The following is a 21,172-nucleotide window of genomic DNA, read 5'->3' on the forward strand; positions in this document are numbered from 1 at the left end:
CGGCCCGCAAGGCCAGGCGCGCAACCCGTAACGGCCTACCAGCGGGCGGTGGCGACGATCCTGGATCTGTCGCAGCGGTTGGCATGGCGCATGGCCACATCGAAGACCTCCTGCATCAGCCCGTCGGAAAGGCGAGTCGGCTTGAGGCCGAGATTGACCAGCGTGTCATTGGCCACGCGCAGGTCGTTCTCGGGCGCCTCCTTGCGCGGGTTCTCCATGGCCTGGACCGGCACGCCGGTCATGCCCGAGATCATCGCCGCGAGATCGCGGACGCGGTGCGTTTCCGTCATCTGGTTCATGATCCGCACCCGTTCGCCGCGCCGCGGCGGATTGAGGGCCGCCAGTTCGATGCAACGCACCGTGTCGCGAATGTGGATGAAGGCCCGGGTCTGGCCACCGGTGCCGTGAACCGTCAGCGGATGGCCGATGGCCGCCTGCATCAGGAAACGGTTGAGCACCGTGCCATAGTCGCCGTCATAGTCGAACCGGTTGACCAGCGTGTCGACCAGATCGGTCTCGGGTGTGTTGGTGCCCCAGACAATGCCTTGGTGCAGGTCGGTGATCGCCAGACGATCGTTCTTCGCGTAGAACTGGAACAGAATCTGGTCCAGCGATTTCGTCATGTGATAGACGCTGCCCGGATCGGTCGGGTAGAGAATGTCCACGTCGGCGCTCTGGCCGCCCGAACGCAGCGTCGCCCCGATATAGCCTTCCGGGATTTCCATCCCCCTGGTCTTTCCGTAGCCATAGACACCCATGGTGCCCAGATGCACCAGATGGGCATCCGGCGCCGCCTCGACCATGGCGCAGAGCACCCCGTGGGTGGCCGACACGTTGTTGTCCACCGTGTAGCGCTTGTGGCGCGGCGACTTCATCGAATAGGGCGCGGCGCGCTGTTCGGCAAAGTGCACGATCACCTCAGGGCTCAGCCGCTTCAGCAGCGTAACAAGACCGTCATAGTCGCGTGCCACATCCAGCCGGATATCGTTGACCGGGCGATTCCCTGTCGCCCTCCAGGCGGAAAGACGTTCCCCGATGGGTGCAATCGGCGTCAGGCTTCCACAGCCCAGTTCGCGATCGGTTTCGCGGCGGACCAGATTGTCGGCAATCGTGACCTCATGGCCACGGGCCGCGAAATGCAAGGATGTGGGCCAGCCGCAGAAACCGTCGCCGCCCAGAATGAGGACTTTCATGTTCCCTCTCCCGATGGTGCCATTGCCAAATCGGCCACGCGGCCGCCTTTCGCGGCGCACAAGAGCGCAATCACATGAAATCCGTGCGACAGCGGGAGACATGCCATGCGCATCATGATTGCCAGCGATGCCTGGCACCCGCAGATCAACGGCGTCGTGCGCGTCTTCGAGACGACGCGCCAGCATCTTGCCGCCGAAGGGCATGCCGTATTGGTGACGGGACCGGACCGGTTCCCCTCGCTTGCCGCGCCCGGCTATCCGGAAGTCCGGCTGGCGCTGTTTCCCGGGCGCAGCCTGCGCGCGCTGGTGGAGGAGTTCCGGCCGGATGCCATCCACATCCCGGTCGAAGGCCCCATCGGGCTTGCCATGCGGCGCATCTGCCGCAAGGAGGGATGGCAGTTCACCACCTCCTTCCACACCCGCTACGGGGACTATCTCCGGCACCGGACCGGCATGAACCCGGATCATGCGCATCTTTTGCAGCGCTGGTTCCACAATGCCGGCGCGCGCATGATGGTGCAGACGAAGAGCCTGGAGGACGAACTGACCGGGCGCGGCTACCGCAACATCACGCAATGGGGCCGGGGCGTCGACACCACGCTGTTCCGGCCGTGGCGGGGCGTGCCGGGCTATGACCCGGATTTCCTCGATTTGCCGCGCCCGGTCTTCATGTATCTGGGCCGTGTCGCGAAGGAAAAGAGCCTGGAGGACTTCTTCCGCCTCGACCTGCCGGGTTCCAAGGTGGTGGTGGGCGGCGGGCCGAGCCTGAGTGCCTACAAGGCCGCCTGGCCGGATGTCCATTTCCTCGGATACCGCACGGGCGATGACATCGCCAGGCATCTTTCCGCGGCCGACGTCTTCGTCATGCCGTCGCGCTTCGAGACCTTCGGAATGGTGGTGCTGGAAGCGCTGGCCTGCGGCACACCGGTTGCCGCCTATCCCGTGCACGGGCCGGCCGACATCCTGGGCGGGGCCTCCTGCGGCGTGCTGTCGGAAGACCTGCGGCAGGCCGCGCTCGACGCGCTGGCCATCGACCGCCAGGCTTGCCGCGATTTCGCGCTGCAATTCTCCTGGTCGGCCTGCACGGACCAGTTCGCGCACAACCTGGTGCCCTTGCGGGCCTGATTGCCCGCCGTTCAGGCCTCGACGCGGTTTCGCCCGTTCTGCTTGGCGATGTAAAGCTGCCGGTCGGCCCGCTCGATGAAGGACACGTAGTCGTCGTTGGAGGCGAATTCGGCAACGCCGAAGGACGCGGTCACCGTGCCGATGGGCACGTTTGTCTTGGTGACAACCAGTTTCGTCTTCGCCAGGAGATCCCGGATCTGGTTGGCCTTCTTCCATGCCTCGCCCGATTTCGCGCCCGGCAGCAGGATGGCGAATTCCTCGCCGCCGTAACGCGAGGCGATATCGCAATCGTCGGTCTGGGTCTTGAGCAAGCGGCCGAAATATTTCAGCACCTCGTCGCCGATCACATGGCCGAACGTGTCATTGATCTGCTTGAAATGGTCGATATCGGCGAAAACCATGCTCAAGGGCCGGTTGGTCTTCGCGGCCTCCTCCATCTCGCGGGCAAGCCAGATCTGGAATGCGCGCCGGTTGGCAAGCCCGGTCAACGGATCGGTCATCTCGTTGCGCTGTGATTCCTGCAAGGCATCGTGCAGCTTCTCGATCTGGGTACGCGACTGCTCAAGACCGCGCGAGAGGGCCATCGTGTCGTCGCGCATCTTCTCGTTTTCGCTGATGAGGCCGGCAATCGTCTCGCGAATCAGGTCGAGGCTGCTGCTTTCGTGAATGCTGGAAGACTTCGCCGACAGGTCGTCGCAGTATCTGTCGCTCGACAGGACATGCAGGCGGATCATGTTGAGGATGTCGTTGATCTCGGTGTCGAGCCGGGCCTTGGCGTCATCCAGTTCGCCTTGCCTCGCCATGTCAGTGGCCAGGAACTCGTTGTGGATCTGCAGCAGGTCGTAGGTACTGATGGTCGACGATCCGGCGAGCAGGCTGTCCACACGATGACGGATCTCCTCGTTGGACCCTTCCACGTAATTGTACCAGACATCGTAGATCGGCGGCAGCGGTGCGGTCAGGTGACGTTTCGCCCTGGCCATCGCGGCGTCGCCGATCGCGGCGATGCGGTCCAGTTCTTCCATGCCGGACCCGGCCCTGAACGGACGGCCCGCCACCTCTTCGCCTTCGCATTCCTTCGGATTTGCATTCATCACAGCCGTGTCCAGTTTTTCAGAACCGTTCGTCGAGCGCCGCCGCCGCAGCCAAAAAGGTGGATCGGTTGGCCATCGCCTCGCATCCGGAAACCGGCCGGGGCCGTCGCCGGATCAATCGCCACCGATCTGGAAAATCATCCGGCACGAAGGCCGTGAAGTGAAAGGCGTCATGCCACAGGAACCTGTCTTCGATGCGAAATTTAGCGTGCGCTTGTTAACAATCTGTCTAAGGTCCTGACGTTTTTTTCCGGACGGTCAGACCTTGAACGAAGTTGCCCGGACTGCCAGTCTTCCGGCGGAGGAGGCTGCCATGTCGCCACTCCACGCGCACACGATCCACAACCACCATCACCATTTCGGCTGGAACCGGGACAACAGCCCCGTCCTGACGGTGGCGCCTGGCGAGACCGCCGCCTTCGAATGTCTCGACGCCGGCTGCGGACACTATCATCCGGGCAGCACGGCGGCCGACATTGCCACCATGGCGCCGGAAAAGGTCAATCCGGTCACCGGACCGGTCTTCATTGACGGGGCAAGCCCCGGCGACACGCTGAAAATCACCATCGAGGCCTTCAGGCCATCGGGCTTCGGCTGGACGGCACTCATACCGGGTTTCGGCCTGCTGGCCGACCAGTTCCCCGACCCGCGCCTGCATCTGTGGCAATACGATGCGTCAGGACGGCAGGACGCGCTGTTTTCCGGTTTCGCACGCATTCCCGTCCGCCCCTTTGCCGGCACGCTCGGCGTCGCCCCGCACGCGGCCGGAACCCATCCGGTCATCCCGCCACGCAATGTGGGCGGCAACATGGACATCCGGCACCTGACCGCCGGGGCGACGCTCCATCTGCCGGTGGAAGTGGAGGGCGCGCTGTTCTCCATGGGCGATACCCACGCCGCCCAGGGCGACGGCGAGGTCTGCGGCACGGCCATTGAAAGCGCTATGGAAGCAGTCGTGACGTTCGACGTCATCAAGGGCAAAGCGCCGCCGTCGCCACGCTTTCGCACGCCGGGCCGGGTGGCGGACGACATCGGGCGGGAGGGCCACGAGGTGACGACGGGTATCGGCCCGGACCTGATGCAGGCGGCGCGGGAGGCCGTTTCCCGGATGATCGACCTCATGGCGCATGAGCACGGGATGACGCCGGAGGATGCCTACATGCTGTGCTCCGTCTGCGCCGACCTGCGGATCAGCGAGATCGTCAACGCGCCCAACATGGTGGTCAGCCTGCACTTCCCGCGATCCGTGCTCTCCTGAAACGCCAAAGGGGCGCACGGCCCGCCGCACGCCCCTCCGGAACTGTTCCTATCCGGCGTGAAACGTCAGAAGCACTTCTCGATCTTGTCGAGCGTTTCCATGGCGCCCAGCACCTGCCCGACCGCGCCGTTCGGCTCGCGGCCTTCACGGATCGCGGAGACGAATTCCCGGTCGATCAGTTCGATGCCGTTGTTGGAGACGGCGACGCCCGACAGGTCGACGGGCTTTTCGTAGCCGTCATAGAGATCGTCATAGCGGGCGATATAGGTGCCGTTGTCACAGATATAACGGAAGAAGGTCCCGAGCGGCCCGTCATTGTTGAAGGACAGCGACAGGGTGCAGATGGCGCCTGACGGTACCTTCATGCCTATGGACATGTCCATGGCGATGCCGAGTTCGGGATGGATCGGGCCCTGCAGGCCAAAGGCCTGCGAGCAGGTCTCGCCGGTCTGGTACTGGAACAGGTCGACCGTGTGGCAGGCATGGTGCCAGAGCAGGTGGTCGGTCCAGGAGCGCGGCTCGCCCTTGGCGTTCATGTTGGACCGACGGAAGAAATAGGTCTGGACGTCCATCTGCTGGACCTTCAGTTCGCCGGCCTTGATGCGGTTGTGGATCCACTGGTGGGACGGGTTGAAGCGGCGCACCTGGCCGGCCATGGCCACGAGCCCGGTTTCCTTCTGCTTTTTCACCACGGCAATGGAATCGGCCAGGCTGTCGGCCATGGGGATCTCGACGAGCACATGCTTGCCGGCCTCCATGCAGGCAATGGCCTGTTTCGCGTGAAGCTGGGTCGGGGTCGACAGGATGACCGCATCCACGTCCTCGCGCGCGATGCATTCCTCCAGCGTGGTGGCGGCATGGCCAATGCCACGTTCGCGCGCCAGCGCCTCGATCTTCTCCTTCGTCGGGCCCATGACGGACGTGACCTGCACGCCCTCGATATTGGCCAGTGCATCGAGATGCTTGATGCCGAATGCGCCATAGGCGCCGGCGACACAGATCCGCATGAAACTGCTCCCTTAAACGTTTTCCAGAATGATATGGCCGACGGCGGTGTTGGAGGCCGGCACATGGTAGTGGCGATGCACCTCCCGAACCTTGTCGTTCAGCGCGCCGCGCATGACATACCACATGACCATCTCGATGCCCTCGGAGCCGGATTCGCGGAGATATTCGACATGGCTGATATTGGCGCCGGCTTCCGGGTCCTCCGTCAGCAGATCGAGGAAGCGCTTGTCGAAATCCGCGTTGATGAGACCGGCGCGGCCTGCCTGCAACTGGTGGCTCATGCCGCCCGTTCCGAAGACCATGACGTTGAGGTCTTCCGGGTAGCTCTCGATGGCCTTGCGGATGGCCTTGCCCAGCGCATAACAGCGGCGGCCGAGCGGGGCGGGATACTGCACCACGTTGACGGCCAGCGGGATGACCTGGCAGGGCCATTCATCATCCGGCCCGTGCTCGCCGAACATGACCGACAGCGGCACGGTCAGGCCATGATCCACCTCCATCTCGTTCATGATGGTCAGGTCGAACTCGTCGAGGATGACCGACTGGGCGATATGGCTGGCCAGCTTCTGGTGCCCCTTGACAACCGGCACGGGGCGCGGCCCCCAGCCCTCGTCGGCCGGCTGGAACTCGGCCGCGCAGCCCAGCGCGAAGGTGGGAATGCAGGAGGCGTCGAAAGCCGTGCAATGGTCATTGTAGACTAGGAAGATGACGTCGGGCTTGTTCTTCTTCATCCAGTCGCGGGAGAATTCGAAGCCCTTGAAGACCGGCTGCCAGTAGGGCTGGTCCGTGATGCCGGTATCCATCGCCACGCCGATGGCGGGCACGTGGGAGCAGCCCACGCCTGCGGTGATCTTGGCCATTATTCTTTTCCTTTTTCTTCCCACTCGCTCTTGAAGCGGTTGCCTTCGATGGAGCGGCCGCCATGCAGCATCATGTCGCGATAGTCCTCGCGGCTCATGCCGGTCATCTTGGCGGCGAGATCCTGGAAGGTGATGCCGTCGAAGGCGGCGAGCTTGGACGTGTAGTAGATGTTGCCGCCCAGTTCGAGCAGCCGGTTCCAGGCGCGGTCGCGCACGGCCTGCTTCTGGTCCTCGGTCATGGCGAATTTCGCCATGTAGGCTTCCGGGTCGTCGCGCAATTGCTGCCGGTTCTTTTCCAGCCGAAGCGAGATGCAGAACTGGTTGAGCCAGTAGCCCTCGCGGGAGCGGTCGGCATCGAACACGAACGTGCCCGGAATGTCCTCGTATTCCTTTTCCATGGGCCTCTTCCCTTGTTTCCGCGCCTTCAGGCGCGCTTCCTTTCCGCTGAAGCGGCGATGCTTTCCAGGAGTGCGTCGGCCAGCGCGCCGGCATCCTCGCTGATCGACGCGGCATCGAGCTTCATCGCGCCGACCTCGTCCTGCCATTCGGCGGTGGCGCGCGCCATGCGGCCCTGCAATCCGGCCTCGTCCACGGTCAGCGCCACTTCCCGCATCTCGGCGGCGCGGCGGATGCCGTGCGTCATCACGCGCTCCATCATGTAGGCCGCGCGCCGGCGCCAGTCGAATCCGGGGAAGGACGCATCGAGCGAATCGAGTACCGCATCTTCCACGCCATTGGCGCGGCCGGTCAGCACACATTCCAGCACGAGGGCTTCCAGCCCCTTGATCATGACCGAGCGGGTCATCTTGATGGCCGAGGCGGCGCCGACGCCACCATCGACCGGCTTCGCCTTCATGTCCAGCGACGCCAGAAGCGCAAGCGCATCATCGACATGGGAACCGGCGACCAGCAGCGGCGTGCGGTGCAGACCGGGATGGACCGGCGCCATGACGGCGGTATCGACATAGCGCCCGCCCGCAGCCTCGATGGCCGCCTGGGAGTGGCGCTTGGCACCCGGCGAACAGGAATTGCAGTCGAAGAACAAGGCGCCGCGCGGCAGGCAGGCAGCGGCTGCTTCGGCCGCGGCGTTGGCCTGGTCGGCGGTGACGAGGGAAAAAACAACATCCGCGCCATCGAGGGCTTCGGAAAGCGTGTCGAAGCCGTCGGCGCCGCAGCGGTCATAGTCGGCCTGCTTGGCGGCGCGCGCCGCGGGATCGGCGGTCTTGACGTCGAAGGCGCGTGGCGCGAAGCCGTCGACCGCGGACTGCCAGCCGGCGGTGAAGGCCTGTGCGGCCTCGCCGAAACCGATCAGCGCGATGGCCCCCCGGCGCGACGCATCCGGCAGGTCCTGGCGTTCCTGCATGGCGTTTCCCTCGAAATCTTCCTTCATTGCCGCAAACATAGCAGCAAGGCAGCGGCGGCGCACATTGGAACGCCAAGGGCGGTATTGATTTTCTGTATAGCGACAGACTCAGGCAGGATTTCCGATCGCTTCGCGCGCGGCATCGCGGACAAGGCCGAGAAACAGCGATTGGGCCGGGGTCGGACGCCATCCCTCCCGGAAAGTCAGGCCGATGGCACGGCTGCTGGCTTCAAGGGGAACATCGAGCGGCACCAGAAGGCCCTGCTCGATCTCGTGCCGGATCTGGTGCGCCGATATAATGGTGATGTAGTCGCCGCTCGTCAGCAGGCCGCGCAGGAGCGCCAGCGAGGATGACACGACACGCACCGGTGTCTGCTCGCGCTCGTGAATGCGGAGCGTATCGAAAAGGTAGCTCCCGGCCGGTGTCGGGCGGGGCGGCGCCACCCACGGCCAGTCCAGCGTTTCGGCGATGGACACGTTGCGCCGGCCGGCGAGCGGATGGCGGGATCCGGCCACTATGGTCAGCGGATCGTCGAACAGGCGTTCCTGCGCCAGGTCGTCGGCCGGCGGCGGGTAACGCAGCGCACCGATGAGGACGTCGATCTCGCCGGAGCGCAGGCGCGCCAGCAGGGTTTCATATACGCCGTCGATGACGCGGATCTGCACATTGGGACGGGCGGCGACCATGGCATTTATCGCGCGCGGCATGATGAAACTGCGCGCCAGCGGCAGCGATCCGACCGTGATGACGGAGGAATCGCGTCCCAGGTGCTCGCCGATCTCCTCGAAGCCCTGCTTCAATTCGGCAAAGGCCAGCTTGGTGCGCTGGGCGAGGGCCTGGGCGGCATGGGTGAGCGAGACGCCTTCGGGCGCACTCCGGAACAGTTCGATTCCCGTGACTTTCTCCAGGTTGCGCGCGGCGCGATGGACCGAGGGCTGCGAAACCCCGAGCGCGCGTGCCGCCATGGAGAAGTTCGACGCGTCCGACAGGGCGGCCAGCGCACGCAGTTGCGCCGAGGTGATCAGGCGGTCGAAGCGCGTGAAGCCGCGCCCGGCATGGCGAAGGCCGACGCGGCTGGCCTCGCGGGCGCCGGCCTCCACATGGTCGAGCGCCGCCGCCACGCGCTCCAGAAACGTGGCGCCGATCCCGGTGAGGTACATGCCGTCGCTGCGGCGCTCGAACAGGGCTGCGCCCAGTTCGCCCTCCAGCTTGGCAACGGCCTGGGTGACGGCGGGCTGCGACAGATGGACCTGTTCGGCGGCGGCGCTGACCGAATGAAGACGGGCAACCTCGCGAAAGACCCGCAGGTGTCGGAAATTGGGCAGGTTTTCGGTCATGACAAAGCCCCGGGCGTTTGCGCTGGATCATATCCTATAGCAAAAGCTTATGCCATGGCTTGTCTTCGGATTGGCGGGCTGGCCGGTGGCGGCGCTACAGTGAGAAAACGACCATCACGGCAGTCCGCCGTCTGCCACGGGAAGGAAACGCACATGTCCGCCAACAAGACCGCCCTGATCATCTCCGCCCATGCCGCCGATTTCGTCTGGCGGGCCGGCGGTGCCATCGCCCTGCACCAGGAGCTGGGCTACAACGTCACCGTCTGCTGCCTGTCCTATGGCGAGCGCGGCGAGAGCGCCAAGCTGTGGAAGCAGGACGGCATGACGCTGCAGGTGGTCAAGGACGCACGCCGCAAGGAAGCGGAGAACGCTGCCAAGGCGCTCGGCGTGCATGACATCCAGTTCTTCGACCTGGGCGACTACCCGCTCGATTTCGGGCCGGAAGCCCGCGACAGGACCGTCGATCTCATCCGCGCCGTCCAGCCGGCCTTCATGATGAGCCATTCGATGTGGGACCCCTACAATACCGACCACATGAACACGACCAAGTTCGTGCTGGAATGCCGCATGATCGCCCAGGCCTGGGGCCACAATCCGGGCCAGAAGGTGCTCGGCGCGCCGCAGCTTTACCTGTTCGAGCCGCACCAGACCGAGCAGATGGGCTGGAAGCCGGACGTGTTCCTCGACATCACCCCGGTCTGGGAGAAGAAGAAGGCGGCCATCGAATGCATGGAGGGCCAGGAGCATCTCTGGCACTTCTACACCAATGTCGCGGAAAACCGCGGCAACCATTTCCGCCGCAATTCCGGCGGCCAGTCGGGCGGGCGCAATGCGCGTTTCGCCGAGGGTTTCCAGTCGGTCTTCCCGCGCACCGTCGACGAACTCTGATCGCAGAACAAGGAGGCAAGGCCATGGCCGGTTCCACCACGCAAGCGGGCGTCGTCGTCCAGACCATCGAGCGGGCAGATCCGGACGTCATCAAGGGGCTGGCGGAAGCCGGCGTCGCCACCGTTCACGAGGCGCAGGGCCGCAAGGGCCTGCTGGCCTCCTACATGCGGCCGATCTATTCCGGTGCGCAGGTGGCGGCCTCGGCTGTCACCATTTCCGCGCCGCCCGGCGACAACTGGATGGTTCACGTGGCCATCGAGCAGGTCAAGGCCGGCGACATTCTCGTGCTGGCACCGACCAGCCCCTGCGAGGACGGCTATTTCGGCGACCTGCTGGCGACCTCCATGCAGGCGCGCGGCGGCGTCGGCCTGATCATCGATGCCGGGGTGCGCGACACGCGCGACCTGACGGCCATGAAATTCCCGGTCTGGTCGAAGGCGGTGTTCGCCCAGGGAACGGTCAAGGAGACGCTCGGATCGGTGAATGTCCCGATCGTCTGCGCCGGGGAATATGTGCGCCCCGGCGACGTGATCGTCGCCGACGATGACGGCGTCTGCGTGGTGCGCCGGGAGGAAGCGGCCGACGTGCTGGCCAAGGCACGCAAGCGCATGGATGCGGAGGAAGAGAAACGCAAGCGGCTGGCCGCCGGCGAACTCGGCCTCGACATCTACAACATGCGCGGGCGGCTGGCCGAAAAGGGCCTGAAATATGTCTGAGGCGCCCGATAGTGGCATCCGCTGCATGTGGATGCGCGGCGGCACCTCCAAGGGCGGTTATTTCCTGGCCGGCGACCTGCCCTCCGACACGGCCGCGCGCGATGCCTTCCTGCTGGCCATGATGGGTTCGCCCGACAGCCGCCAGATCGACGGTATGGGCGGGGCCGATCCCCTGACCTCGAAGGTCGCGGTTGTAAGGAAATCGGACCGGCCGGGCGTGGATGTGGATTACCTCTTCCTGCAGGTCTTCGTCGACCAGGCCATCGTGACCGACGCGCAGAACTGCGGCAATATCCTTGCCGGGATCGGCCCGTTCGCCATCGAGCGCGGCCTCGTGGCGGCACAGGACGGCGAGACCGGGGTCTCGATCTATATGGAGAACACCGGCCAGATCGCGGTCGCCCGCGTGCAGACGCCGGGCGGGCGCGTGACCTACCGGGGCGACGCCCGCATCGACGGCGTTCCAGGCACGGCTGCCGCCATTCCGCTGACCTTCCGCGACACGGCAGGTTCCTCCTGCGGCGCGCTGCTGCCGACCGGCAATGCGGTGGACGTGGTGGAGGGTGTGGAGGTGACCATGATCGACAACGGCATGCCCTGCGTCGTGCTGCGGGCCGGGGACATGGGCATCACCGGCACCGAGACGCGCGAGGAACTGGAAGCCAACGAACCCCTTCGCGCCAGGCTGGAAGCGATCCGGCTCAAATGCGGGCCGATGATGAATCTCGGCGACGTGGAAAGGAAATCCGTGCCGAAGATGACCATGGTCAGCCCGGCGCTGAATGGCGGCGCGATTTCCACGCGCACCTTCATCCCGCACCGCTGCCATGCCTCCATCGGCGTGCTGGGCGCAGTGTCGGTGGCAACCGCCTGCCTGCTGCCCGGTTCGCCGGCCGCGGACATGGCGTCCATCCCCGAGGGCAGCCGCAAGGCGCTCGCCATCGAGCATCCCACCGGCGAGATGACCGTGATCGCCGAGATGAACGAGGACGGGACGATGGAGAGCGCCGGCATATTGCGCACCGCGCGCAAGCTTTTCGACGGCACCGTCTTTGGCGCCTGACGACGAAGGAAAGAGAATGACCCAATTCACCATGGATCCGGACTGGCTGCCCTTCCACCCGAACCCGTCGAAGCCGGCCTTCACGCCGCCGCCGGGCGCTGTGGATGCCCATTGCCACGTCTTCGGACCCGGCGACGTGTTCCCTTACGCGCCGGAGCGCAAATACACCCCCTGCGACGCACCGAAGGAAAAGCTGTTCGAACTGCGCGATTTCCTCGGTTTCTCGCGCAACGTGATCGTGCAGGCCACCTGCCACGGCAAGGACAACCGGGCGCTGGTGGATGCCTGCCGCGCGGCCGGCGACAAGGCGCGCGGCGTAGCTTCCGTCGGCCCGGACATCACCATGGATGAACTCAAGGCGATGGACGAGGCCGGCGTGCGCGGCGTGCGCTTCAACTTCGTCAAGCGGCTGGTGGACGCCACGCCCAAGGCGGTTTTCCTCGGCATCGCGGACAAGATTGCCACGCTCGGCTGGCACATCGTGGTCTATTTCGAGGCGCAGGATCTCGAAGACCTGACGCCCTTCCTCAAGCAATTGCGCACCACCATCGTCGTCGACCACATGGGCCGGCCGGACATCGCGGCCGGCGTGGACAGCCCCGGTTTCCAGCGCTTCGTCGACCTGATGGCCGGCAACGAAAACATCTGGTCGAAGGTCTCCTGTCCGGAGCGCCTGTCCGTCACCGGGCCGGACGGCTATGATGACGTGGTGCCGTTTGCAAGACGGATCGTGGAGACCTTCCCGGACCGCGTGTTGTGGGGCACCGACTGGCCGCACCCGAACATGAAGTCGCACATGCCCGATGACGGCAAGCTGACCGACTTCATCCCGAAGATCGCCGTCAACGAAGAACTCCGGAAAGCGCTTCTGGTGGACAACCCGATGCGCCTTTACTGGGGTCGATAAAAGAAGGGCCAGCGTGCCCGGAGGGACAGGAGAAACGACGAGAAAGGAAGGGCCCATGGAACAGGCTCCATTCGACCATCACGTCTCCATCCCGGGGACAACGCTCTTTGACGGCCGCCAGGCCATGAAGGGTTACCAGCTCAACAAGATGTGCTACTCGTTCAACGAGGCGGACAACCGGGCGGCCTTCAAGGCGGACCCGGAAGCCTACATGACGAAATACAAGCTGACCGACGCCCAGAAGGACGCGGTGCGCTCGCTCAATGTCCTCAAGATGATCGAGGCGGGCGGCAACATCTACTATCTCGCAAAGCTCGCCGGCATTTTCGGCCTCTCGGTGCAGGATGTCGGCGCGCAGCAGACCGGCATGACGACGGAAGCCTTCAAGGAAAAACTGCTGGCGGCGGGGAGGAAGTAACCATGGCCACGATCATCGGCGGACTGACCACATCCCACATTCCCGCGGTCGGCAACGCGATCGCGAAGAAGCTTTATGACGATCCCTACTGGAAGCCGTTCTTCGACGGCTATCCGGCGGTTCACCAATGGCTGGCCGACCACAAGCCCGACGTGGCGGTGGTCATCTACAACGACCACGGCCTCGCCTTCTTCCTGGACCAGATGCCCACCTTCGCCATTGGTGCGGCACATGAATACCAGAATGCCGACGAAGGCTGGGGGCTTCCCGTCATGGCCCCCTATCCGGGCTATCCGGAACTGTCCTGGCACATCATCGAGCACATGGTGGAACACGAGTTCGACGTGACGTCCTGCCAGGAATTGCCGGTCGACCACGGCTTCACCGTGCCGATGCAGCTTTTCTGGCCCGATCGCGGGCCGGACATGCCGCGCGTGATCCCCGTTTCGGCCAACACCGTGCAGCACCCGATCCCGACGCTCAAGCGTGCCTATGATTTCGGCCGCGCGATGGGCGACGCCATCCGCGCCTGGCCGGAGGACATCAAGGTGGTGGTGCTGGGCACCGGCGGGTTGTCGCACCAGCTCGACGGCGAGCGGGCGGGCTTCATCAACCGCGACTTCGACGAGATGTGCATGGAGAAGATCGTCGACGACCCCGTCGCGCTGACGAAGATCACGCGCCACGAACTGGTGGAGAAGGCCGGCGCGCAGGGCACCGAATTCCTGATGTGGATGATGATGCGCGGCGCGCTGGGCGACAAGGTGACCAAGGTCACCGAGAATTACCACATCCCGATCTCGAACACGGGCGCAGGCACGATGGTTCTCGAGAGCGCCGCCTGAGGCACTTTGCCTTTTCCATGAACAAGGGCCGGAGGCAGCAAGGCTTCCGGCCTTTTCACTTTACCGGAATTCGCGTGTCAGGTCTTGTACCAGGCGACCTGCGCGCCGGTGGCCAGAAGCGTTCCGTCAGCGGCCCAGAGTTCCATGTGCTGGTCGAAGAACTGCGCATGCATGCGCTTGGAGATGGCCTGGCCGAGGACCGGGCCGTCGCCGTGCCGGGAGATCTCGTCCGCCGTGGCGTGGAAATAGGTGGTCAGCGACACGGTGCCCATGGGCGCCCAGGTGCCGCGCACCTTCAGAAGGCGCAGCAGGAAACTGTCGGCGATGGCGGCCAGCGACAGGTGATCGAGCGGGCGGCGCGGCCGGTCGGCGATCCACAACAGCGAGCGGCTGTCGCGCAACGGCTCGAAGGGTTCCGCCGCGATTTCCGGACGGCCCTCGACAAAACGGAACTCATAGGCGTCGATCCACTTGAGCGGGCCCGGCATGGGCATAACGTCCACGGTTTCCGGCGCCGGAGCATCGGGCATGGCGGTGTCGTGATGGGAAAAGACCTCGCCGCGCGCGCCTGTGACGATGGTGGCCGTGCCGCGCGTCTCGCCCTGCTGCGTCAGTTCCAGCAGCCAGTGCTGCGTGTATTTTCCGCCGCGCACCAGCCGGCAGGCGATCTCGAAATCGCCATCGGCAATCGCGCCGCAGAAGTTCACCGTCTGGGCTACCGGATCGCCGGCATTGTCAGGATGAAGCATGACCGCATTGAGGAAGGTCGCCGCGGTCACACCGCCAAAGGGGCCGGCCATGTTGGCATAGACCGGCGACGTCCTTCCGGCGAAGCGGCCTGGCCCCAGTTCCTCAAGCGCGATGGCGGCGTCAAGGGGATGAACGGCTTGCACGGCGTCCAAGGTCACACGTCCAGATTGGCCACGGACAGGGCGTTGTCCTGGATGAACTCACGGCGCGGCTCCACCTCGTCGCCCATCAGGCGGGCAAAGAGCGAATCGGCGTCGGTCGCGTCGTTCACCTTGACCTGGAGCAGGGAACGGGCCGAGGGATCGAGCGTCGTCTCCCAGAGCTGTTCGGAATTCATCTCGCCAAGGCCCTTGTAGCGCTGCATCTGGATGCCCTTGCGCCCGGTTGCGAATACGCCTTCGAGCAATTGCAGTGGGCCGGCAATGGTTTCGGCCTTGTCCTTGCGGCGCAGGACCGGCAGCGTGCCGTAGATTTCACCGAGACGCGCGGCATAGCGGTTCAGCGCACGGGCATCGGCGGAACCGATCAGCGCGCCATCGAGATGCACGGCCTCCCTGACGCCGCGCACCGTGCGTTCCAGCACATAGCCGCCGGAGCCCGACGCATCGGGGTCGTTGGCCGGGCTGACGCGCCCTTCCCAGCCGCGCTCGGTTTCCTCGGCGATGAGATCGAGACGTTCGGCAATGCGGGCCGCCATCTCCGCAGCGCGGGCGGGATCGGCCAGGATGGCGGAATCGAGCGCACCGGCAATCGCGGCCTGTTCGACGGCGGAGCGGTCGTAGCGCGAATGCAGGCCCTGGACCAGGGTTCGAACGGCCAGCGCATCGTCGATCACGGCGCGCAGGTCCTGCCCGGATCGCACCTCGCCTGTTCCCAGTTCAAGCGATGCTTCGTCCAGCCCGCTCTCGATCAGGTAATTCTCGAAGGCCGCCTCGTCCTTCAGGTAGACCGAAGACTTGCCGCGCGTCACCTTGTAGAGCGGCGGCTGAGCGATATAGAGGTGCCCGCGCTCGATCAGTTCGGGCATCTGGCGGAAGAAGAAGGTGAGCAGCAGGGTCCGGATATGGGCGCCATCGACATCGGCGTCCGTCATGATGATGATCTTGTGGTAGCGCAGCTTTTCCGGGTTGAACTCGTCCTTGCCGATGCCCGTGCCGAGCGCCGTGATCAGCGTGCCGATCTGGTCGGACGAGATCATCCGGTCAAAGCGCGCGCGTTCGACATTGAGCACCTTGCCGCGCAGCGGCAGGATGGCCTGGTTCTGGCGTGACCGGCCCGACTTGGCGGAGCCACCGGCGGAATCACCCTCGACGATGAAGATTTCCGACTTGGCGGGGTCCTTTTCCTGGCAATCGGCCAGCTTGCCTGGCAGCGAGGTGATGTCGAGGACACCCTTGCGCCGCGTCAGTTCGCGGGCCTTGCGGGCCGCCTCGCGGGCGGCGGCGGCTTCCACGACCTTGCCGACCAGGGCCCGCGCCTCGGCCGGATGCTCCTCCAGCCATTCGGCAAGCTTCTCGTTCATGAGGCTTTCGACCACGGGCCGGACTTCGGACGAAACCAGCTTGTCCTTGGTCTGGGAGGAGAATTTCGGGTCCGGCACCTTGACGGAGAGAACGGCGGTGAGGCCCTCGCGGCAATCGTCGCCTGTCAGCGTCACCTTTTCCTTCTTCATCATGCCCGACGAATCGGCATAGCCGGTGATCTGGCGCGTCAGCGCACCGCGGAAACCGGCCAGATGCGTGCCGCCATCGCGCTGGGGGATGTTGTTGGTGAAGCAGAGCACGTTCTCGTGGTAGCTGTCGTTCCACCACAGCGCCACTTCCACGGTGATGCCGTCCTTCTCGCCGAGAATGGCGATCGGCGCCTCGACCAGCGGCTTCTTTGCGCGGTCGAGATAGCGCACGAAGGCTTCCAGCCCGCCGTCATAGTGCAGTTCCACCTGCCGGACATCGGCATGGCGGTTGTCGGTGAGCACGATTCGCACACCGGAATTCAGGAAGGCGAGTTCACGCAGGCGGTGTTCCAGCGTGCCATAGTCGAATTCGGTCTTGGTGAAGGTCTCGGACGAGGGCAGGAAGGTCACCTCGGTGCCCGTATAGTCGCCGGCATCGCCAATGACGGCGAGCGGGGCGTCGGCCACACCATGGGTGAAGGTCATCTCGTGCCACTTGCCCTTGCGGGCGATCTTCAGCCGGAGCATGACGGACAGCGCGTTGACCACGGACACGCCGACGCCATGCAGGCCGCCGGAGACCTTGTAGGAATTCTGGTCGAACTTCCCGCCCGCGTGAAGCTGGGTCATGATGACCTCGGCGGCCGAGACACCCTCGCCGGGATGGATGTCGGTGGGAATGCCGCGGCCATTGTCCGTCACGGTCACCGATCCATCGGCATTCAGCGTCACGGTGACGCGGTCGGCATGGCCGGCGAGCGCCTCGTCAATGGCGTTGTCGACAACCTCATAGACCATGTGATGCAGGCCCGAACCGTCGTCGGTATCGCCGATATACATGCCGGGGCGCTTGCGCACCGCATCCAGGCCCTTGAGAACCTTGATGGAATCAGCGCCATATTCCGGGCTTTCGCCGGGCGTTGTCTCGGGCGTTTCGCTCATGGAGATCCGTTTCTTCTTCTCGGGTCCTGGAATGCGCAAGACAGCAGGCGAATCATGCATGCGCACATGCCCAAGATATAGGCGACCCAAGGGTTTTTTCCAAATCCGGAACCCCATTGCGCTGGGGATTTCAGCCCTTCCCGGCAAGGCGGTCCCCTGCCCTGTTTCCAGCCGCCGACTGGCGGACCCGGGCGCAGCGACCTATCTTCAAGGCGAGCCGGAGTGACACGCCCATGGACAGCCGCCCGCAGCCCTTTTTCCCGCCCGCGCCGAAACCGCGGACGTCACCCCCTTCCTTCCTGCAGATGGTGCGCATCGTCTATCGCAATCCGCTGGAACTTTGGGGCGAGCCTTCCTACAACGAACCGGTCATCCATATCCGCGGCGGCATCGGCGGGCCGCTTCTCATCGTCAACGATCCGGTGCTGGTGCGCCATGTCCTGGTGGAAAATGCCCGCGATTTCCGCATGGCGCGGGTGCGCCAGAAGATCCTGCGGCCGATCCTTCGCGACGGCCTGCTGACGGCGGAAGGCGAGACCTGGAAGCGCGGACGCAAGGCCATGGCGCCGGTGTTCACACCGCGCCACATTCGCGGGTTTGCCGGACCCATGCTGGAGCGCGCGGAGCGTTTCGCCAAGGTCTACGAGACTCGGGACGGGCCTTTCGACATGGCCCATGACATGACGCAACTGACCTATGAGATCCTGGCCGAAACGCTCTTCTCCAACGAGATCGCCGGTGAGCCGGAACAATTCGGCGACCGCGTCGAGCGCTTGCTGGAAACCATGGGCCGTGTCGACCCGCTCGACCTGCTGGCCGCGCCCGACTGGCTGCCGCGCATCACGCGGCTCAGAGGACGCAAGGCGCTGGCCTTCTTCCGACAGATCGTGCGCGAGACGATGGAATTGCGGCGTGGCAAGCTGGAACGCGGCGACAATGCGCCGGAAGACTTCCTCACCCTGCTGCTGGAGGCGGAGGGACCGGACGGACTGACGCGCGACGAGGTGGAGGACAACATCATCACCTTCATCGGCGCCGGGCACGAGACCACCGCGCGGGCGCTCGGCTGGACCTTCTACCTTCTGGCGCATGCACCGGAAGAGCGGGCGCGCATCGAGGAGGAGGTGGACCGGGTGACCGCGAGCGTGCCCGATCCCTATGACTGGCTCGCCGCCATGCCGTTCACGCGTGCCGCCTTCGAGGAGGCGCTCAGGCTCTATCCGCCGGCCCCGTCGATCAACCGCGAGGCGATCCGGGACTTCGAGTGGCAGGGCGACACGATCAGGGCCGGCACGCAGGTGCTCATCATGCCCTGGACGCTGCATCGCCACCGCCTCCTGTGGGAGAAGCCCGAAGCCTTCATGCCCGAGCGCTTCTGGCCGGAAAACCGCGAGGCCATCGACCGTTTCCAGTATCTGCCCTTCGGCGCGGGGCCGCGCATCTGCATCGGCGCCGCCTTCGCACTGCAGGAAGCCGTCATCGCCATGGGCGTGCTGATGCGCCGCTTCCGTTTCGCCATGGCACCGGGCGCGCCGGAGCCCTGGCCGGTGCAAAAACTGACGACGCAGCCCGATGGCGGGTTGCAGATGGTCGCCACACCGCGCTGAGGCGGGCGAAACCGGCTCAAACGCCATGCCGCCGCCTCAACTTGCGCCAAAGGTGCACCCCGCTGGTGTCTTTACGCCCGTTGCAAAGATGTGACGGCTGAACTAGTTGAGACCGCAGAAAAATGCATTGCCGCGCGCCCCGCGCAGCGGCATCAACTTCCGGAGGGGCAAAGACCGTGACCCAGGACCGGCCGCATACGCCGCTTCTCGACCAGGTGAAAAGCCCGGCTGATCTCAAGCGCCTGACGGACGGCGAGCTTGCCCGCCTGGCCCAGGAACTGCGCGCCGAAACGATTTCCGCGGTCTCGGTGACAGGCGGGCACCTGGGCGCCTCGCTCGGCGTCATCGAACTGACCGTGGCGCTGCATTCGGTTTTCAATACGCCGCGCGACAAGATCGTCTGGGATGTCGGCCACCAGGCCTATCCGCACAAGATCCTGACGGGGCGGCGCGACCGCATCCGCACGCTGCGCCAGGGCGGCGGGCTATCCGGCTTCACCAAGCGGACGGAAAGCGAATACGACCCGTTCGGCACGGCCCATTCGTCCACCTCGATCTCGGCGGCGCTGGGCTTTGCCGCGGCGCGCGACTTCGGCATGGACACGGGTGACGCCATCGCGGTGATCGGTGACGGCGCCATGTCGGCCGGCATGGCCTACGAGGCGCTCAACAATGCCGGGCACCTGGGCAAGCGCCTGTTCGTCATCCTCAACGACAACGAGATGTCGATCGCCCCGCCGGTGGGCGCCATGTCGCGCTATCTCTCCCGGCTCTACACGGAAAAGCCGCTGCAGGATTTCAAGACCATCGCCAAGAGCGCGCTGGAGCTTCTGCCGCCGCCCTTCCGCGAAGGCGCGGAGCGGGCAAAGCACCTCGTCAAGGGCATGGTCGTCGGCGGCACGCTGTTCGAGGAACTGGGCTTTTCCTATGTCGGACCCATTGACGGGCATGACATGGAACAGCTTCTCTCCGTGCTGCGCACGGTCCGGGCGCGCGCCACGGGGCCTGTGCTCATTCACGCGCTGACCCGCAAGGGCAAGGGCTATGCGCCGGCCGAGCAGGCGGCCGACAAGTATCACGGCGTCGCCAAGTTCGACGTGGTGACGGGCGAACAGAAGAAGGCGAAATCGAACGCGCCGTCCTATACCAGGGTCTTTGCCGAAAGCCTGATCCGCGAGGCGGAAGAAGACGACCGCATCGTGGCGATCACCGCGGCCATGCCGTCCGGTACCGGCCTCGATCTCTTCGGCAAGCGCTTTCCCGCCCGCACATTCGACGTGGGCATCGCCGAGCAGCATGCCGTGACCTTCGCCGCGGGTCTCGCCGGCGCGGGCATGAAGCCGGTCTGCGCCATCTATTCCACTTTCCTGCAGCGCGGCTATGACCAGGTCGTCCACGACGTTGCGATCCAGGGGCTTCCGGTGCGTTTCGCCATCGACCGGGCCGGCCTGGTGGGCGCCGACGGCCCCACCCATGCCGGCTCCTTCGACATCGCCTACCTGGCGAACCTGCCCGGCTTCGTGGTGATGGCGGCGGCGGACGAGGCGGAACTGAAGCACATGGTGGCGACATCGCTTGCCATCGACGACCGGCCCTCCGCCTTCCGGTTTCCGCGCGGCGAGGGCGTGGGCGTGGACATGCCGGAGCGCGGCCAGGTGCTGGCGCTGGGCAAGGGCCGCGTCGTGCGCGAAGGCACGAAGATCGCGCTTTTGTCCTTTGGCACGCGGCTGGCGGAGTGCGTCCGCGCGGCGGAAGAACTGGAGACGCGGGGCCTTTCGACCACCGTGGCCGACGCCCGCTTCGCCAAGCCGCTGGACGAGGACCTGATCGCGCGGCTGGCCCGCGAGCACGAGGTGCTGATCACCGTCGAGGAAGGCGCGGTCGGCGGCTTCGGCAGCCATGTGCTGCACTTCCTGGCGCAAGGCGGCCATCTCGACCATGGCCTGCGCATCCGGTCCATGGTGCTGCCGGACAGCTTCATCCAGCATGACAGCCCGTCGAAGATGTATGACGAGGCCGGCCTCAACGCGCCGCACATCGTGGCGCAGGCGCTTTCGGCACTGGGGATGGACGAAGCCATGGCCGCGACGCCGCCATCGCGGGCGTGAATTTTCCGGCAGGCGCG

Annotated in this window: 19 protein-coding genes; 10 read left to right on the forward strand and 9 right to left on the reverse strand. The window is 65.2% G+C overall.

Annotated elements, in window-relative coordinates:
* Window positions 1-35 precede the first annotated feature (35 nt).
* Entirely contained in the window at window positions 36-1,193 is a 1,158-nt protein-coding gene (locus tag ACLB6G_RS01670; protein ID WP_410354371.1) for an NAD-dependent epimerase/dehydratase family protein, read from the reverse strand.
* 105 nt (window positions 1,194-1,298) lie between these two features.
* On the opposite strand from ACLB6G_RS01670, the gene ACLB6G_RS01675 reads away from it, so the two are divergent.
* Window positions 1,299-2,318 carry a glycosyltransferase family 4 protein gene (locus ACLB6G_RS01675; protein WP_410354372.1) on the forward strand — a complete coding sequence of 340 codons (1,020 nt, stop codon included), beginning with the start codon at window positions 1,299-1,301 and terminating at the stop codon, window positions 2,316-2,318.
* Between the two features lie 11 nt (window positions 2,319-2,329).
* Here the strand turns inward: ACLB6G_RS01675 and ACLB6G_RS01680 are convergent, their stop codons facing one another.
* Window positions 2,330-3,412: a GGDEF domain-containing protein gene (locus ACLB6G_RS01680; RefSeq protein WP_410354373.1), complete on the reverse strand. Its 1,083-nt coding sequence runs from the start codon at window positions 3,410-3,412 to the stop codon at window positions 2,330-2,332.
* A gap of 313 nt (window positions 3,413-3,725) precedes the next feature.
* Here ACLB6G_RS01680 and ACLB6G_RS01685 point away from each other — a divergent pair, with 313 nt between their 5' ends.
* On the forward strand, window positions 3,726-4,670 hold the full coding sequence (locus tag ACLB6G_RS01685; protein WP_410354374.1) for an acetamidase/formamidase family protein: 945 nt from the start codon (window positions 3,726-3,728) through the stop codon (window positions 4,668-4,670).
* A 65-nt stretch (window positions 4,671-4,735) separates the two neighbouring features.
* Here the strand turns inward: ACLB6G_RS01685 and ACLB6G_RS01690 are convergent, their stop codons facing one another.
* From ACLB6G_RS01690 to ACLB6G_RS01710, 5 genes are all read right to left on the reverse strand, one after another.
* Window positions 4,736-5,677 carry a Gfo/Idh/MocA family oxidoreductase gene (locus ACLB6G_RS01690; protein WP_410354375.1) on the reverse strand — a complete coding sequence of 314 codons (942 nt, stop codon included), beginning with the start codon at window positions 5,675-5,677 and terminating at the stop codon, window positions 4,736-4,738.
* 12 nt (window positions 5,678-5,689) lie between these two features.
* Window positions 5,690-6,538 carry a class III extradiol dioxygenase subunit beta gene (locus tag ACLB6G_RS01695; protein WP_410354376.1) on the reverse strand — a complete coding sequence of 283 codons (849 nt, stop codon included), beginning with the start codon at window positions 6,536-6,538 and terminating at the stop codon, window positions 5,690-5,692.
* Complete coding sequence (gene ligA, locus ACLB6G_RS01700; RefSeq protein ID WP_410354377.1) at window positions 6,538-6,936, reverse strand: protocatechuate 4,5-dioxygenase subunit alpha; 399 nt, start codon at window positions 6,934-6,936, stop codon at window positions 6,538-6,540. Before ligA ends, ACLB6G_RS01695 begins: the two co-directional genes overlap by 1 nt.
* 26 nt (window positions 6,937-6,962) lie before the next feature.
* Entirely contained in the window at window positions 6,963-7,901 is a 939-nt protein-coding gene (locus ACLB6G_RS01705; protein WP_410354378.1) for an NAD(P)-dependent oxidoreductase, read from the reverse strand.
* Between the two features lie 108 nt (window positions 7,902-8,009).
* The gene (locus ACLB6G_RS01710) at window positions 8,010-9,239 is read right to left on the reverse strand and encodes a LysR family transcriptional regulator (RefSeq protein WP_410354379.1); all 1,230 of its coding nucleotides are present in this window, start codon (window positions 9,237-9,239) and stop codon (window positions 8,010-8,012) included.
* A 153-nt stretch (window positions 9,240-9,392) separates the two neighbouring features.
* Between ACLB6G_RS01710 and ACLB6G_RS01715 the strand changes: the two genes are divergently transcribed.
* Genes ACLB6G_RS01715 through ACLB6G_RS01740 form a run of 6 tightly spaced genes read left to right on the forward strand, consistent with a single transcriptional unit; the run spans window position 9,393 to window position 14,076 of the window.
* Window positions 9,393-10,127 (forward strand): PIG-L deacetylase family protein, encoded by a 735-nt coding sequence (locus ACLB6G_RS01715; protein WP_410354380.1) that lies wholly within the window; start codon window positions 9,393-9,395, stop codon window positions 10,125-10,127.
* A 23-nt stretch (window positions 10,128-10,150) separates the two neighbouring features.
* Entirely contained in the window at window positions 10,151-10,843 is a 693-nt protein-coding gene (locus ACLB6G_RS01720) for a 4-carboxy-4-hydroxy-2-oxoadipate aldolase/oxaloacetate decarboxylase (protein WP_410354381.1), read from the forward strand.
* A complete protein-coding gene (locus ACLB6G_RS01725) occupies window positions 10,836-11,906 on the forward strand; it encodes a 4-oxalomesaconate tautomerase (protein WP_410354382.1) in 1,071 nt (356 codons plus the stop codon). The genes ACLB6G_RS01720 and ACLB6G_RS01725 overlap by 8 nt, the downstream gene beginning before the upstream one ends.
* Window positions 11,907-11,922: 16 nt before the next feature.
* Window positions 11,923-12,813 (forward strand): amidohydrolase family protein, encoded by an 891-nt coding sequence (locus ACLB6G_RS01730; RefSeq protein WP_410354383.1) that lies wholly within the window; start codon window positions 11,923-11,925, stop codon window positions 12,811-12,813.
* Window positions 12,814-12,868: 55 nt separating this feature from the next.
* Entirely contained in the window at window positions 12,869-13,231 is a 363-nt protein-coding gene (locus ACLB6G_RS01735) for a protocatechuate 4,5-dioxygenase subunit alpha (protein WP_410354384.1), read from the forward strand.
* Between the two features lie 2 nt (window positions 13,232-13,233).
* On the forward strand, window positions 13,234-14,076 hold the full coding sequence (locus ACLB6G_RS01740) for a class III extradiol dioxygenase family protein (RefSeq protein WP_371274587.1): 843 nt from the start codon (window positions 13,234-13,236) through the stop codon (window positions 14,074-14,076).
* A 77-nt stretch (window positions 14,077-14,153) separates the two neighbouring features.
* Here the strand turns inward: ACLB6G_RS01740 and ACLB6G_RS01745 are convergent, their stop codons facing one another.
* Together ACLB6G_RS01745 and gyrB are read right to left on the reverse strand one after the other, a co-directional pair.
* Window positions 14,154-14,969: an acyl-CoA thioesterase gene (locus tag ACLB6G_RS01745; protein ID WP_410355145.1), complete on the reverse strand. Its 816-nt coding sequence runs from the start codon at window positions 14,967-14,969 to the stop codon at window positions 14,154-14,156.
* 11 nt (window positions 14,970-14,980) lie between these two features.
* The gene (gene gyrB / locus ACLB6G_RS01750) at window positions 14,981-17,440 is read right to left on the reverse strand and encodes a DNA topoisomerase (ATP-hydrolyzing) subunit B (protein ID WP_410354385.1); all 2,460 of its coding nucleotides are present in this window, start codon (window positions 17,438-17,440) and stop codon (window positions 14,981-14,983) included.
* A gap of 233 nt (window positions 17,441-17,673) precedes the next feature.
* Between gyrB and ACLB6G_RS01755 the strand changes: the two genes are divergently transcribed.
* Entirely contained in the window at window positions 17,674-19,047 is a 1,374-nt protein-coding gene (locus ACLB6G_RS01755; protein WP_410354386.1) for a cytochrome P450, read from the forward strand.
* 176 nt (window positions 19,048-19,223) lie between these two features.
* On the forward strand, window positions 19,224-21,155 hold the full coding sequence (gene dxs / locus ACLB6G_RS01760) for a 1-deoxy-D-xylulose-5-phosphate synthase (protein WP_410354387.1): 1,932 nt from the start codon (window positions 19,224-19,226) through the stop codon (window positions 21,153-21,155).
* Window positions 21,156-21,172 lie beyond the last annotated feature (17 nt).

This window comes from Zhengella sedimenti, assembly GCF_046506625.1.
Classification (GTDB): domain Bacteria; phylum Pseudomonadota; class Alphaproteobacteria; order Rhizobiales; family Rhizobiaceae; genus Zhengella; species Zhengella sedimenti.

Excerpts from the sequence above, each read along its gene's own strand:
- ACLB6G_RS01725 (WP_410354382.1), top strand. The coding sequence starts at position 10,836 with ATGTCTGAGGCGCCCGATAGTGGCATCCGCTGCATGTGGATGCGCGGC.
- ACLB6G_RS01740 (WP_371274587.1), top strand. The coding sequence starts at position 13,234 with ATGGCCACGATCATCGGCGGACTGACCACATCCCACATTCCCGCGGTC.
- ACLB6G_RS01735 (WP_410354384.1), top strand. The coding sequence starts at position 12,869 with ATGGAACAGGCTCCATTCGACCATCACGTCTCCATCCCGGGGACAACG.
- gyrB (WP_410354385.1), bottom strand. The coding sequence starts at position 17,440 with ATGAGCGAAACGCCCGAGACAACGCCCGGCGAAAGCCCGGAATATGGC.
- ACLB6G_RS01710 (WP_410354379.1), bottom strand. The coding sequence starts at position 9,239 with ATGACCGAAAACCTGCCCAATTTCCGACACCTGCGGGTCTTTCGCGAG.
- ACLB6G_RS01680 (WP_410354373.1), bottom strand. The coding sequence starts at position 3,412 with ATGAATGCAAATCCGAAGGAATGCGAAGGCGAAGAGGTGGCGGGCCGT.
- ACLB6G_RS01705 (WP_410354378.1), bottom strand. The coding sequence starts at position 7,901 with ATGCAGGAACGCCAGGACCTGCCGGATGCGTCGCGCCGGGGGGCCATC.
- ligA (WP_410354377.1), bottom strand. The coding sequence starts at position 6,936 with ATGGAAAAGGAATACGAGGACATTCCGGGCACGTTCGTGTTCGATGCC.
- ACLB6G_RS01675 (WP_410354372.1), top strand. The coding sequence starts at position 1,299 with ATGCGCATCATGATTGCCAGCGATGCCTGGCACCCGCAGATCAACGGC.
- ACLB6G_RS01755 (WP_410354386.1), top strand. The coding sequence starts at position 17,674 with ATGGACAGCCGCCCGCAGCCCTTTTTCCCGCCCGCGCCGAAACCGCGG.
- ACLB6G_RS01730 (WP_410354383.1), top strand. The coding sequence starts at position 11,923 with ATGACCCAATTCACCATGGATCCGGACTGGCTGCCCTTCCACCCGAAC.
- ACLB6G_RS01695 (WP_410354376.1), bottom strand. The coding sequence starts at position 6,538 with ATGGCCAAGATCACCGCAGGCGTGGGCTGCTCCCACGTGCCCGCCATC.
- ACLB6G_RS01685 (WP_410354374.1), top strand. The coding sequence starts at position 3,726 with ATGTCGCCACTCCACGCGCACACGATCCACAACCACCATCACCATTTC.
- ACLB6G_RS01690 (WP_410354375.1), bottom strand. The coding sequence starts at position 5,677 with ATGCGGATCTGTGTCGCCGGCGCCTATGGCGCATTCGGCATCAAGCAT.
- ACLB6G_RS01720 (WP_410354381.1), top strand. The coding sequence starts at position 10,151 with ATGGCCGGTTCCACCACGCAAGCGGGCGTCGTCGTCCAGACCATCGAG.
- ACLB6G_RS01715 (WP_410354380.1), top strand. The coding sequence starts at position 9,393 with ATGTCCGCCAACAAGACCGCCCTGATCATCTCCGCCCATGCCGCCGAT.
- ACLB6G_RS01670 (WP_410354371.1), bottom strand. The coding sequence starts at position 1,193 with ATGAAAGTCCTCATTCTGGGCGGCGACGGTTTCTGCGGCTGGCCCACA.